Consider the following 14,016-nt stretch of genomic DNA (forward strand, 5'->3'; position numbering starts at 1 on the left):
ATCAGGTTTGGCAAAGGGTCTTCCGGCTTTTTATATTTATATGGTTCCTTGAAGGATTGCTTATTTTAACATAACCTCTTTTTCTACTACACTTACTTTTTCGAGGGCCTGTGAGATATCCCAAATAATATCTGTAAAATGTTCCACCCCAATGGAAAGCCTTACCAATTTTTCGCTGATGCCAAGTCTTAACCTGTCCCCATCCGAGACATCCGAATGGGTCATGGTAGCGGGATGTTCGGCAAGGGATTCGGTACTTCCGAGAGAAACAGCCAATTTTATCAATTTGAGGTGGTTCAAAAACAAAAATGCCTCTTCCTCCCCTCCTTTGATATCAAAGGATAACATAGCACCTGCTGAGGTATGCTGCTTTTTGAATATTTCATATTGAGGATCTCCCGGTTCCAAATGGCCTAGAAAATATACTTTCTCAACCTTTGGGTGGCTTTTAAGGAAATCAGCTACTTCCAAAGCATTGGTTGCTTGTTGTGTCATCCTTACTTTCAATGTTTCAAGACTTCTCATCAGCAGCCAACCTGTCCAAGGACCGGCCATATTGCCCAAAAAAGTCCTTAAAGTTCTCACCCTTTTCATGTACTTGGATTTGCCCAATACCGCACCTGCAATCAGGTCAGAGTGACCTCCTATATACTTGGTTGCGCTATAGACAATCAAATCTACACCATGCGCTAATGGATGTTGCCAAAGGGGCCCCATATAGGTATTGTCCACACAAAGGACCACTTCTTTTGTTTCAGAAGAAAGACGATCAGCCACTTCTCTACATACCGACAGGTCAAAAAGTGCATTCGTGGGATTAGCCGGGGTTTCTACATAGACTAGCTTAACTTTTTCGGAGGCTTCTTTGTCATGGACCAACTGAAGGATTTCTTCAGTAGACTGATCACTTGTAAAGCCAATGCCGATGATCCCATATTCGGGAAGCACCTTGTTGATAAAATGATCCGTGCCACCATAGACAGGCATGCTATACAACATCACATCACCCGGTCTCAAAAATTCCAACATTACCGTAGAGATGGCCGACATGCCGCTCTCAAAGACCGCACATTCCTCTGCCTTATCCCATAGACATAATCTTTCCTCCAATATCTGCAGATCGGGATTGTTCAACCTGCTGTAAATCAAGCCCAGTTCTTCATTCGGCTTCTTTTCTCTTTTGCCATAGGCAACCTGAAAAAAGGCCTTTCCCTCCTCCGCATTGTTGAAAACAAAAGTACTGGTCTGGAAAATGGGACATTTGATTGCCCCCTCTGATAATTCAGGTTTGTAGCCATGGGTCATCATCAGACTCTCAGGCTGAAAATATCTATCTTGCATTGTATTTGGGTTTATTTCCACAAATGACAATAAATTATCGGATGTTGTCAATAGATGATGTAAAATAATATTTTGCTAATTAAAGTATGGCTTTATGAATATTCTTTATTTATAAAATTTAAATTGGTAAAATAATAAAAAAAGAATTATAATTTGGATATACCCCTTTTCCAAGCTACCGGACTTCTCAAAAATAGCGAACCTTCCTCATCTGCTGTCAGGATATGCAGTAGGCAGGTTTCAGTAGGCAGTGGCAGGTCCTAGTGTGCAGAAGGTGGAGTGTAGAAAGTAGGGGCGGTAGACAGTAAGTTTTTAATGTCATTTCCTTTATATTAGATACTTCTTGTACAAAGCCGCGGATGGTACTTGGTACATCTTGTCCGCCGTGGCGGATTGTACGTAGTACTTTTTTCAATTTGGGAACTGACTTACCACTAAACCTCCTACCCACATTTATAATAAAGCTTTTTATATTTCAGGGATTTGGAGTATTTTTCTTTTTCTCTTTCAAATAACCCTAAAATGACTTCACCTAATCTAAAATACTGGTTTGCTTTTTCGCTTGTATGCGGATTTTTATTGTTAGTAGGTTCTTGGATATTTCTTCCTCAGGATGTGTTTGAGCCCTACACCCAGAAAATCCCCGATTCTCCGCAAAGTTTTGGCATGACCCCTATTCCGGGCGGTAAATTCATGATGGGCAATTCAGGTGGAGAAGAAGATGAAAGACCTGTGCATCAGGTGGAAATCTCCCCTTTTTGGATGGGAACACATGAAATCACCTGGGATATCTTCGAGATGTTTCTGGACAAAAATTACGAAGAAGCCATTTCTGAAAAACCGCTGCCCGATATTGTGGACGGGCTAAGCCGGCCAAGTATTCCTTACTTGGATATGACTTTTGGGATGGGCAAGGAAAACAAACCCGCCATCGGCATGACCCAATATGGGGCCATTCAATTCTGCAAATGGCTATACCTGAAAACAGGTGTGTTCTATAGACTTCCTACCGAGGCGGAATGGGAATATGCCGCAAAAGCCGGTTCGGACAGCAAATATTTCTTTGGAAATGATGAAACCCTGCTGTTGGATTTTGCCTGGTTTGAAAAAAACAGTGAGGGGGAAACCCACCCCATCGGACTCAAAAAACCAAATCCTTGGGGACTTTATGATATTTTGGGCAACGTCATGGAATGGACTTCCGACCAATACGTATCCAATACCTACCACAGCAGGACAGATGCTATTCAAAAAGATCCTAAAATACCCATTCAAAAACTCTATCCCGGCACTATCCGAGGGGGAAATTACAAAAGTCCTGCTTCAGATCTCAGAAGTTCCAAAAGGTTCTATTCCAAAGCAGACTGGAAAAGGATAGATCCGCAGATTCCCAAAAGTCAATGGTGGTTTCCGGAAGCTCCTTTCTTGGGATTGCGGGTGGTGAGGCCCTTAAACCCACCCAGCGAATCTGAAATTAAAGCCTATTATGATAGGGCACCGATAGCGGATTATTGAAAAGACAGAAGACGGAAGACGGAAGACAGATGTTGGCATGATTCTATATTTAGCCTTCACTTGGGGTTTGATGACTATTTGGTGGTAAGTCTATGGATTTTCAAAAATATAATTGACTTTAAAGAATCAACATGTAATGCAAAACCAAAATATAAAAAGGAAAGATTTAAATTCATTCAAAATTACAAACAACATTGAATTTCAGAATGCAGGGGTCATCGGACATCCGTCATCCAACATCTCCCAGGCTTAGCTTTCTTATGTCTTGCGTCTTGTGTCTCAAATCTCACATCTTCAAAAAAACAATAAACTCATGAATAACCAAAATCAAAAACCAAGAAGGGATTTTCTCAAAACTTCCGCGATACTCGCCGGAGGGATGATGATACAGCCTTTCTCCATTCCCGGAGCCTATGCAGCCGGCACAGATGAAATCAAATTGGCCGTTATTGGCTGTGGCGGTAGAGGAACGGGTGCTGTTTTCCAGGCATTCGAAACCGGCTATAATATCAAGCTTGTGGCCATGGCAGATGCCTTCAGGGACAGGATAGACAAAAGCTATACACCCATCATGGACAAATATGGCAGTGACAAAGTCGACGTCCCCGAAGAAAGGAAGTTTGTAGGCTTCGAAGGTTACAAGGAAGCTATCAAACTGGCAGATGTGTTGATTTTAGCTTCCCCTCCCGGATTCAGACCTGACCATTTTGAAGAGGCAGTCAAGCAGGGGAAACAAGTTTTTATGGAAAAGCCTGTAGCCATTGACGCCATAGGAATCCGAAGGGTACTTGCTGCTGCTGAGGAAGCCAAAAAGAAAAAGCTCAACGTTGTGGTCGGTCTCCAAAGACACTATCAGGACAATTACAGAGAAACCATCAAACGCATTCATGACGGTGCCATAGGAGATATTGTGGGCGGGCAGGTCTATTGGAATGATGGCGGTGTATGGGTCAACCCACGACAGGAAGGGCAGACTGAAATGGAATATCAGATGCGCAATTGGTATTATTTCAACTGGCTATGCGGCGACCATATCAATGAACAACATGTCCACAACATAGACGTGGCCAACTGGGTCAAAAACTCCTATCCTGTTCAAGCCTATGGTACAGGTGGCAGGCAGGTCCGTACCGGCAAAGAACATGGGGAGATTTTCGACCACCATTCCATCACCTTTACCTATGCCGACGGTACGGTGATTTTCAGTGAATGCCGACATTTTCCCGGAGCAGCCAATAGGGTAGACGAATCATTTCAAGGGACAAAAGGAAAAGTCTTCCTCAGTGCCGGTAACCATGGCAACCTGACAGACTATAAAGGAAATGCTCTTTATACCCACGAGAGAGACAACAACCCCAATCCTTATCAGGTAGAACACAATGAGCTTTTTGCGGCCATAGTAGCTGGGGAGTATAAGTTTGCCGATGCCGAAAATGCGGCAAAAAGCACCATGACGGCCATCATGGGCAGATACGCCACCTACTCAGGCAAAGTAGTGACCTGGGACGAGGCTTTGAATTCCAATGTGAATCTGATGCCGGACAAACTGGCTTGGGATGCCATGCCAAAAGTCCTTCCCAATGCTGACGGCTATTATCCATTTGCCATACCCGGAAAAACCAAAGTGATATGAACATGCAAAGAAGAAATTTCATCAAAAACCTGAGCCTTGGAGGTGCCGCTGCCTCATTGGTTGGCGGTGGTAGTTTGGCTGCTTATGCCAATGAATCAAGAGCAGGGCAACCATTCAACCTGGACTATGCGCCTCATTTCGGCATGTTCAAAAACCATGGGGGAGATGGATTGGTAGATCAGCTGAAATTTATGGCTGATCAGGGTTTCCGTTCCTTGGAAGACAATGGCCTCTTGGGCAGACCGGTAGAAGATCAAAATCTGATCGGCAGAACCTTGGAACAGCTTGGCATGCGCATGGGCGTTTTTGTTGTGGATGGGGGTGACAATTGGAAAGTATCTCTCACAACAGGCAAGCAGGAGTTTATCGACAATTTCGTGGCTACCTGCAAGAAATCCGTGGAGGCCGCCAAAAGGGTCAATGCCAAATGGGCCACAGTGGTGCCGGGTTATTTCGAAAGGAAATTACCTATCGGCATTCAGACAGGCCATGTGATTGAAGCCCTTAAACGTGGGGCAGAAGTATTCGAACCCCATGGACTGGCGATGGTGCTGGAACCACTCAGTGACAATCCCGACCTCTTCCTGAGATTTTCGGACCAAAGCTATGCCATCTGCAAAGCTGTGGACAGCCCTGCCTGCAAAATCCTCTATGACTTCTACCACATGCAGCGCAATGAAGGCAACCTGATTGCCATGATGGACCTGGCTTGGGATGAAATCGCCTATATACAGATCGGTGACAATCCCGGCAGAAAAGAACCCGGCACAGGCGAGATCAATTACCTGAATGTATTCAAACATATCGATGCCAAAGGCTTCAAAGGCATCTGCGGCATGGAACACGGCAATGCCATGCCTGGCAAAGAAGGGGAAACGGCGTTGATTGCGGCTTATAGGAAGGCGGATGGGTTTAGGTAGGATTTTAGATTTTAGATTTTAGAATTTAGATTTCGGCGTCATTGCGAGGAGCGCTTCAATTTCTCTTAGTATTTAGAATAACCCTTCGTGCGACGTGGCAATCTCATGGGGAGAGGTGACAGGGAAATGGGAAACAGATGTTGAGATCGTGGTAGATTGAGAATTGGGGAGAAGGATTTGGTTGCAAAAAATCTTCAAGAAATGAAAAAAGCCTTCCCTTGTCACTTCGACGAAAGGTCTTGTCCTCCGGGGCGGAAGAAGTCTGGTCCATGCTTGAAGGGAATGCGAGGTTCAATTGGAAACACTTCTATTCTGACTTTTCTAATCCTAACAAACCTATTGAAGTGGTAAAACCTCAAGGATGTGAGTGGAGACACTGACATGGGCGAACGAGACAGTTTTATGGCCGAAGGGGGATGAACGAAAGCTTTTGGTTTTAGGACTTTTTTATTATCTTAGTTACGTTTTTAAACGATTTTTTATGAAGAAGATTTTTATCAAAAATGGTACTATTGGTAAATCCCAGATGATTTTTCTGGAATTTACATATGACTTTGAGCTAAAGGAATTGGTCAAGACATTTCCCGGGATGGATTGGAAAAAAGAACTCAAAGTATGGTACGTCCCCTACTCGGACAATAAGCTAAGTGAACTCCTGGAGTTTTTTAAGGGAAAGGTTTGGTTGGATTATTCCCAATTTAAGAAAGTGGCAATACCAGTTGAAAAAATCAAGAATGATCTGAGTCCCCTTGATTCTGGGATTGGTGAGGAAATAATAAAATTTGAGCAATGGATGCGGAACAAAAGATACAGTGAAAGCAGCATCAAAACTTACCGGGATGCATTATCGGTATTTTTCCGGTTTTTGGAAAATAAGCCTATAGCAGAAGTTGAAAGCTCAGATCTGGAAAAATTCAATACGGAATATATCATCGCAAAGGAATATTCAAGTTCTTATCAGAACCAATTCGTCAATGCTGTCAAATTGTTTTTTGCGAATAGAAAAGGAATAAAAATCGATCCTGATATCATTTACAGACCCAAGAGGGAAAAGGCTTTGCCGAACGTGCTGAGCAAGGAAGAGGTTGGCAGGATTTTAAATGCGCCAACCAATCTAAAGCATCGAACAATGTTGATGTTTCTTTATGCCTGCGGATTGAGGAGAGGTGAAGTATTGGCATTAAAATTCGAGCATATCCAAAGACAAAGAGGTCTTTTACTTGTGAAAAACGCCAAAAGAAAAAAAGATAGAGTCGTGCCTCTGCCGGGATCTTTAATTAAGTTCCTTGAATCGTATTACAAGGCCTATAAACCTAAAGAATATATATTTGAAGGACAAAAGGGAGGTAGATACAGTGAAAAAAGCCTTGCAGAAGTATTGAAGAATGCAGTCGAAAAAGCAGGAATCAAAAAACCTGTAACCCCTCATTGGTTAAGGCATTCATATGCGACCCATTTGCTGGAAAGAGGGACCGACCTGAGATATATTCAAGAACTCTTAGGTCATGATAGCAGTAGGACTACAGAGGTCTATACCCATGTAAGCCAGAAATCTTTACAACAGATCCGAAGCCCCTTGGAAGATTTGGATATATAGGTAAGTAAAAACCAGACAAATCTCACAATATTTAATAAATTGGTCTGGAATTTCCAGACAGATAAGTAAGTTGTAGCCAATTTGAGAAATGAAAACACTAACCAAAATTATATTATTGACTTTTATGGGATTATTTACCTCTTGTTTTGGACAGAAAGAAGAAGAACATATTTATTTGGCAGGTTGGGAAGCTGAATTTAACGGTGATGAACAATGCCAAAAATTTCTCGAAACGCAAGTAATAGATAAAGAAACTGCAAACAATATTTGGAGTTCAATTGACCTTGTTTTCAAAAACGGAAAGCTCGTAAAAGCTTACAATAATGATGAAGGCTTTAAATCTGAAAGAGAATTAAAAGAAAGTGAAATCGGGTTTGAATTTCAAAAATTGAAACCAAATCAAATTTATAGTCTTAATCAAGTATCCAAATCTGAAAGCTATTTAGGTGGGGAAATTCCAGCAGAATTCAATATTCCAAAATTTGAATTTAATGCGCCATTTCAATATTTAGGGAAATTCTCAAAATCTGAAGAAGCTTTTAATTGGCTTCCGTTCGATTTGCATATTGCAGCACCAATTTATTTAAATTTTGACAAGCTATTTATAGATTATTCAGACCCTTTAAGTCCTAAAGTGTTAAATATTGAGGAATTAAAAAAAACGGACAATTCTTATGACGATTTAAAACCAGATTCCGAAATAGTTTATGAAAAAGTATACATAACAACAGAAAAAGAAACTGACTTTGGCGGAATTGGACATACGGCAGTTCCTAATTGGATTCAATATCCTGACATTCCTTCTTGCCCAAAGACAAAGAAAACAATGAAATTACTTTGTCAACTAACTTATGACGGAGTTGATATAAAAACAAAACGAACAAACGTTCAACCGAAAGAAGAATGGTATAAACAATATTTTGAAAATATGAACTTTTGGGGAGACGGAGACTTATATATATTTTTTGAACCCGAAAGCAAAATAATGTGCTTTATAATTCAACATACATAAATAAAAAACTGGCTACAACAATGGCTATACGTAATGCGGGTGAAAGTGCTGATATGAAAGTTATTACATTTAATAAACTAACTGCTAAACGGAAAGTGAAGTGCCTTGAAATCCCGCACTACGCATAGCCGATACCGTTATGCGGCAGCTGAAAAAGACATGATCACGAATGGCAGATAGCGAATTCGATAGAGACCAAAAGCAAGTAGAACTTCAAAAGTACCGGGACTTGGTTTTAGCAACCATTGACTACTTCATCGACAACAAGGAAATCCATATTAAAACTGCAGACTTTGACTCCGTTGAACATTACAAAAGTCTTAGAAAACAAACTGAAGAACACTTTGAAAAAAGAAGACTGACCAGATTAAAACAATGGTTCCGAGACTTAACAGAAAACCAAGTAGAAACAGGAGATTTGAAATTCAACAAGTACTTGCAACACAAAACCAAGTATGACATTGACATTTTCCATTCCTACTTTCAACGAGTTGACAAAATAATTGAGAAAGGAAAAATAGCCTCAGAGAACCAATTTCACGACATTAATATCATGGTTGACCAACTTTGCCAAAATGAACCAGCGGAAAATGATAGAATTGAAAAATTGAACAGACTATTGGAAGACTACGAACAAAGAAAATCAAGAAAGAATAAAAAGCCGACCGCATAACAGCACCTAAGAAACATGGGGCGCAATCAGGTAGCGAGGCATTTTGTACTTTGGTTCAAACATTTTCACGGCCGACAAATACGGGTTTCAAAAGCCCCACGTTTCTTAGCTGCCAAACGTTAGCACACATAATAAAAGACGACACCGACAAAATAAAATGGACTCATTCGTGATTTTTTGGGGACTTTCAATTTTACTTTTCATTTCGATTATAGTCGGACTTATTTACCTTGCTTATTGGTTGCCAAAAAGACTTGGAAAAAGAAAATTAGGACTTTGGCTTTCGGGAATATTGACAGTAGGACTTTTGACTTTAATAGTGGCAACCGTTTTTGAAGACCAATTCTTCTTCAAATCAGATGCTATAGAAAAGCTGAAAGAACACAACGTAGAACTCATAGACGATTTTAAAATTCTTTCCAACGAATCAGGTGGATTTATGGACTATTTCCACCAATTCAGATTAACTATTTCCCCTGCTGATAAAGAAAGACTAATTGACCAAATAAAGTCAGCCGACAATTATGAAGACGAAGTTCAGGATATGTTCGACTTGCGTTCAGGAAAAATCAGATATAGCGACAAAGACACTTCATTCACAGCAAACTATCAAGATGGATCGAATTACATTTATGAATACTATAAACCAAATAAGCAAGGTTATACCCCGACTTGGGACAGAATTTCTATTTCAAAGACTGAAAATAAGCTGAATTATGAAAGAATACTTGACTGACGAACAAAGAATTACGTGTGCTAACAGCGCATATAGCTTATGGCGGGATTATCGTAAATTCGAGATCTGACTTCTAATGGAGATTAACTTTGAAAGAAAGAATTTCGCTTCAGAAGCCGCCACAAGCCATATGCGCAAAACGTTATGGTTAATTTTAAAACGACACAATGAAGCTATTCGACTTCTTTAAAAATAAGGAAAATGACACGTTTCGGATAACCGAGCCTGACCAACTGTGGGTTGAAGATAATTTTAGATGGTTAATCAAAATTTTTGGATACCCTTACCGAGAAAGTGAACAAATCCTTCTTTCAGAAAACTATTTTCCAAAGACCTTTAAAAGCGACAAAGTTTCAATTGAAAATATCATTAAAGACTTGTGTTCACTACTTCAAATTCAAGAAGAGAAGATATCTTTTGAAGTCGTTAACGACATTAGAGATTCTTATGGTATGCCCTACGAAATCGAAGGAAAACCATTTGAAACAGATTTAGAAATTGAAGACGGTAAATATAGAATCTATATAGCGAACAGCCTTCATAAACACCCCAAAAGACTGATTCATAGTTTGGTTTATGAATTTATCAGAATCAAACTTACAGACAATAAACTCCAATACGACACAGGTGATGACACAGACTTGTTTATATACTTGGCAGGAATATATTTTGGTTTTGGAGTTTTACTTTCTCAAAACCTAAAAGACACAGGTAGAGTTGATGATGGATTTTGGGAAACCAAATGGAATTACATTTCAGAAATACCAAATGAAATAATGGCATTTGCCCTTGCAACATATTCAAAATTAATCGAGCAAGACACACCGAAATGGAAAGATGATTTGCCAAGTGATTTGAAAAGCCAATTTGGAAAAGCAATAAAATACTTAAACGACAACCCAAGTGAACTTTATGATAAGCAAGAACTCGAATCTAATGAATTGTTTAAAACGGCTTATGACTTGTATTTAAAGAACGACTTTGAAGAAGCAATTGCCAATCTCCAAAAAATACTATTCCTGACCAATGATGATGTAATGAAAGCAGATGTTTACAACAACTTAGGCTATTACAGTATCAGGCTCAAAAATTATGAACAATCTGTTTCTTACTTCAAAAGTTCAATCAATATAATGCCGGACTATGGATATGCGAACGACAATTTAGGTTATGCCCTAATTCAACTAGGTAAATTGGATGAAGGAAAAGAGTTTCTAGAAAAAGCATTGAAGACAGAAAACAACGACATAGCTTATACTAATAGAAATTATGCCCTTTATTATCAAGCCAAAGGAGAATTGAATAAAGCAGAAGATTATTTCAAAAAGTCATTTGAATCTATAACAAACTCAGTTGACCTTTTAGAGTATCACTATGCAGACTTTTTAATGAAGAACGGAGAGACAGAAAAAGGACTTGAATTTTTGAAGAAAGCAGTTGAGAAAGGAGAACCCGAAGCAATCGAAAGTATGAATGAAATCAAGAAAAACTAACCATAACAGGCGTTTGGCTCAATGGCGGGTGACGTGGTTAATTGAACATACTACCTCGCATCAACTTTTGTGGTGTATTGACAGTTTTGTGCTCCGAAATCCGCCACTGCGCCAAGCGCCAAACCGTTATAGGGCATTTTAAGACGACACACCAACAATGACAGAAACGACAAAATACATAGGTGGAGAATATAAAGTATTGCAACAATTTGGTGGTGCAATGGGACACGTATTTCTTGTTGAGAAACAAGGCATCGGATTTCCTTTTGTTTTAAAAAGCTACCAAGACATTAAACCACATCTTGAAGAACTATTCTTTACCGAAGCGAAAAACTGGACTTCTTTTGGTGTGCATCAAAATATCGTCAAGACACTTTTTGCGGAAAAATTTGACGGAAAAATATTCGTTGCAGCAGAATTTGTTGAAGGCAATGAAAACGGAGAAAACAGACTAACAAATTACATTGGAAAAAATTTACCACTTCATTTAATTATTAAGTGGGCTGTGCAATTTTCCTATGGAATGAACCATTGTCTTGGAAAGGGAATGATAGCCCATTCGGACATCAAACCCGACAATATTCTTATTGATAAGGATTTAAATCTAAAGATAACTGACTTTGGACTTTCAAAATCTTACTTGAATGATGAGAAAGTCGGTGGTGGAACTCCTATGTATTACTCACCAGAACAAATTTTTCGCCCCGACAGCATTGACCACAGAAGCGACATTTATAGTTTCGGAATTGTATTGTATCAGCTAATCACAAAAGGTGCTTATCCTTATGTAATGTCAAGTCCTGACATAAGACAAGTTCATTTAAGCGAACCCGTTAAGAAAATAAATCATCCACTTTTTGAAATTTGTAAAAAGTGTCTTGAAAAAGACCTTTCTAAACGATACCAGCAATTTCAGGAACTATTCAAGGACTTGGATAAAGTTGCGAAAAGCGAAGGCATTGAAATACCAAAGCAAATTATTTCAAGAGATGATAAGTTAGAAGAATTATACATTCTCTCTCGTTCTTTGTCTGCAATTGGGGAAAACAAAGAAGCACTTAGAGCAATTGACCAATATTTAAGTCATCAACCTGACCATTATTCGGCTTGGTCTCAAAAGGGACGATTAGAATATGAGTTAGGTAATCTTCAAGATGCTTTAGAAGCAACTAAGAAAGCTGTTTACTTGTATCAGTATAGTTCGACAGCATTAAACAATTTAGGTGCAATTTACTTGGAACTTGACAACAATGCAGATGCTAAAACTTGTTTGCTTCGAGCAGTTGAAATCGACCCTGAAAACAGCGGAGCATTAATGAACCTTGCTAACGCATTAGTAGAAACAGGAGATGTTAGCGAAGCATCACAATGTCTTCTAAAATGTTTTGAGTTAACTCCACAGAAAAAAAGTGTGCATATAAATTCTAAAAACCTACTTCCTGTTTTTGTGCAAAATCAACTTTTTGAATTTTCTGCTGACATATACAAACAGCTTATCACTTATTCGACACTAACAGCTAATGAACATTTCAATTATGCAATGTGTAACTTTCAAATTCATAGGTTTGATGAAGCGATAAAAAGTTTTGAGATTGTTTTAAATTCCAATTCAAAAGATGCGATGGCTTTGGTAAGTATTTCCAAATCACATTTTTTCATTGGTAACGTGGACAAGGCGATATTCTATTCTGACAAATTAATTTCGGAAGAAATCAATCCTGCACAAGGAATGTCTATGAAAGCACAGTATTTACATCAATCAGGAAGATTTACCGAAGCAGAGAAATATCTTTTGGACATTCTAACCAAATTTCCAATGACAGATTATTTGTGGCTAACTCTTGGCGACATTTATTCAAAAGAAAAACTTTTCAATAAAGCTTTAAACTGCTACCAGAAAACAAGACAAATTAAAAAACAAAAAGGAGCATCTGACAGCGACAAAGACCTAATATTTATAGAACAGAAAATCAATGACACAAAGAAAAACGCCCTATAACACGGGTTTGGCAAAAGTGGCGGTTCAGTGCTCCGCAGACACATTTGTGGTTAATCAAAGTTTGGTTCTCCGCATCAACATTTGTGGTGAAATTCGCCACCTTCGCCAAGCCCGAAACCGTTATAAGCCATTTTAAGACGACCATGATAAGACAATTTTTAACCATATTCATTTTGACGATTTTCTTTTCGTGCGGACAGAGAAGCAACAACATTGAAAGTAAAATTGATACCATTGACAATTCCTCCGCTGACACTTTTTCAACACAACCTATTAACAAACAAATCGACCAAGACAACAATTGCAGTTATGACAATCAAGTATCAAGTCTAGGTATTGGTTTAATCATTCCACCACCAAAATTTGAAATTTATAATGACAGTTTGCTGAGCGAAAAAATCGCGAGTTGGGACATGTATGAAGATGAAAGTAAAATAAATATATGCTCAAAATTTTTCAAGCCTGACTACGGGATAATGCATTTTGTGTGTATTGCAAAAAGTGAAAAAGCATATAAGGTTTTAGTGAACTTTTCCGATATTAAATATTTACCTAAGACAAAGAAATATGACTTCAAAACTTGGGACGAATACATATCTCAATCTTTCGGAGTAAGACGGCTTACAAACGATAATGGAGTAATTTCAAAAAACTACACATTAAGAATTAAACCTGAATACAACGCAGACTCATTGGCAATTCCTAAAGGACACGAGTTGTTTTGCCCAATGGAAATTAAAGGTGATTGGATTAAAGTGAGATATGATTGCTTCTACAATGACGAAAATAATTCATATGAAGGTGAACCTTGTCACAATTACATTGACAAATGCAAAAATCCATTGACAGGTTGGTTGCGATGGCGACAAGAAAACCAATTACTTATTGACATATTTTTGATGCCATGACAATAAAAACGGCTTATAACAGCACCTACCCAAAAGTGGCGGTTCAGTGGTTAAATCAAGCTTTGTGCTTCTATCAAAGTTTGTGCTTGGCTGACAGTGAAGTGCTTCGAAATCGCCACCTTCGGGTAGCTGCCAAACGTCAGACTGTCTAAAAACCCGGCCTTGCGATGAGAAGTAATTTCACACTTT

At 39.0% G+C, this 14,016-nt stretch carries 11 protein-coding genes; 10 read left to right on the forward strand and 1 reads right to left on the reverse strand.

All coding sequences use genetic code 11. The annotated features are described in order from the left end of the window. Positions 1 to 60 precede the first annotated feature (60 nt). Entirely contained in the window at positions 61 to 1,341 is a 1,281-nt protein-coding gene (locus HMJ38_RS19940; RefSeq protein ID WP_194976198.1) for a cystathionine gamma-synthase family protein, read from the reverse strand. 522 nt (positions 1,342 to 1,863) lie between these two features. On the opposite strand from HMJ38_RS19940, the gene HMJ38_RS19945 reads away from it, so the two are divergent. The 10 genes from HMJ38_RS19945 (at position 1,864) to HMJ38_RS19990 (ending at position 13,827) form a co-directional block, all read left to right on the forward strand. Continuing rightward, positions 1,864 to 2,856: a formylglycine-generating enzyme family protein gene (locus HMJ38_RS19945; RefSeq protein WP_194976199.1), complete on the forward strand. Its 993-nt coding sequence runs from the start codon at positions 1,864 to 1,866 to the stop codon at positions 2,854 to 2,856. Positions 2,857 to 3,169: 313 nt separating this feature from the next. Continuing rightward, on the forward strand, positions 3,170 to 4,489 hold the full coding sequence (locus HMJ38_RS19950; RefSeq protein WP_194976200.1) for a Gfo/Idh/MocA family protein: 1,320 nt from the start codon (positions 3,170 to 3,172) through the stop codon (positions 4,487 to 4,489). A 2-nt stretch (positions 4,490 to 4,491) separates the two neighbouring features. After that, positions 4,492 to 5,409: a hydroxypyruvate isomerase family protein gene (locus HMJ38_RS19955; protein WP_194976216.1), complete on the forward strand. Its 918-nt coding sequence runs from the start codon at positions 4,492 to 4,494 to the stop codon at positions 5,407 to 5,409. A 481-nt stretch (positions 5,410 to 5,890) separates the two neighbouring features. Further along, positions 5,891 to 7,006: a site-specific tyrosine recombinase/integron integrase gene (xerA, locus tag HMJ38_RS19960; protein ID WP_194976201.1), complete on the forward strand. Its 1,116-nt coding sequence runs from the start codon at positions 5,891 to 5,893 to the stop codon at positions 7,004 to 7,006. An 88-nt stretch (positions 7,007 to 7,094) separates the two neighbouring features. Beyond that, positions 7,095 to 8,018: a hypothetical protein gene (locus HMJ38_RS19965; protein WP_194976202.1), complete on the forward strand. Its 924-nt coding sequence runs from the start codon at positions 7,095 to 7,097 to the stop codon at positions 8,016 to 8,018. Between the two features lie 169 nt (positions 8,019 to 8,187). Then, positions 8,188 to 8,691 carry a hypothetical protein gene (locus HMJ38_RS19970; RefSeq protein WP_194976203.1) on the forward strand — a complete coding sequence of 168 codons (504 nt, stop codon included), beginning with the start codon at positions 8,188 to 8,190 and terminating at the stop codon, positions 8,689 to 8,691. A 157-nt stretch (positions 8,692 to 8,848) separates the two neighbouring features. Beyond that, positions 8,849 to 9,427 (forward strand): hypothetical protein, encoded by a 579-nt coding sequence (locus tag HMJ38_RS19975; RefSeq protein WP_194976204.1) that lies wholly within the window; start codon positions 8,849 to 8,851, stop codon positions 9,425 to 9,427. Positions 9,428 to 9,594: 167 nt separating this feature from the next. Then, entirely contained in the window at positions 9,595 to 10,920 is a 1,326-nt protein-coding gene (locus HMJ38_RS19980) for a tetratricopeptide repeat protein (protein ID WP_194976205.1), read from the forward strand. Positions 10,921 to 11,077: 157 nt separating this feature from the next. Next, a complete protein-coding gene (locus HMJ38_RS19985) occupies positions 11,078 to 12,919 on the forward strand; it encodes a serine/threonine-protein kinase (RefSeq protein ID WP_194976206.1) in 1,842 nt (613 codons plus the stop codon). A gap of 173 nt (positions 12,920 to 13,092) precedes the next feature. Further along, the gene (locus HMJ38_RS19990; RefSeq protein WP_194976207.1) at positions 13,093 to 13,827 is read left to right on the forward strand and encodes a hypothetical protein; all 735 of its coding nucleotides are present in this window, start codon (positions 13,093 to 13,095) and stop codon (positions 13,825 to 13,827) included. The last annotated feature ends 189 nt before the right edge of the window (positions 13,828 to 14,016 follow it).

The organism is Aquiflexum lacus (assembly GCF_015476655.1).
Lineage (GTDB): Bacteria > Bacteroidota > Bacteroidia > Cytophagales > Cyclobacteriaceae > Aquiflexum > Aquiflexum lacus.

Bases quoted from the DNA above. Each gene is read 5' to 3' on its own strand.
- HMJ38_RS19970 (WP_194976203.1), top strand. From the start codon at position 8,188: ATGGCAGATAGCGAATTCGATAGAGACCAAAAGCAAGTAGAACTTCAA.
- HMJ38_RS19975 (WP_194976204.1), top strand. From the start codon at position 8,849: ATGGACTCATTCGTGATTTTTTGGGGACTTTCAATTTTACTTTTCATT.
- HMJ38_RS19945 (WP_194976199.1), top strand. From the start codon at position 1,864: ATGACTTCACCTAATCTAAAATACTGGTTTGCTTTTTCGCTTGTATGC.
- HMJ38_RS19940 (WP_194976198.1), bottom strand. From the start codon at position 1,341: ATGCAAGATAGATATTTTCAGCCTGAGAGTCTGATGATGACCCATGGC.
- HMJ38_RS19965 (WP_194976202.1), top strand. From the start codon at position 7,095: ATGAAAACACTAACCAAAATTATATTATTGACTTTTATGGGATTATTT.
- HMJ38_RS19950 (WP_194976200.1), top strand. From the start codon at position 3,170: ATGAATAACCAAAATCAAAAACCAAGAAGGGATTTTCTCAAAACTTCC.
- HMJ38_RS19985 (WP_194976206.1), top strand. From the start codon at position 11,078: ATGACAGAAACGACAAAATACATAGGTGGAGAATATAAAGTATTGCAA.
- HMJ38_RS19980 (WP_194976205.1), top strand. From the start codon at position 9,595: ATGAAGCTATTCGACTTCTTTAAAAATAAGGAAAATGACACGTTTCGG.
- xerA (WP_194976201.1), top strand. From the start codon at position 5,891: ATGAAGAAGATTTTTATCAAAAATGGTACTATTGGTAAATCCCAGATG.
- HMJ38_RS19955 (WP_194976216.1), top strand. From the start codon at position 4,492: ATGCAAAGAAGAAATTTCATCAAAAACCTGAGCCTTGGAGGTGCCGCT.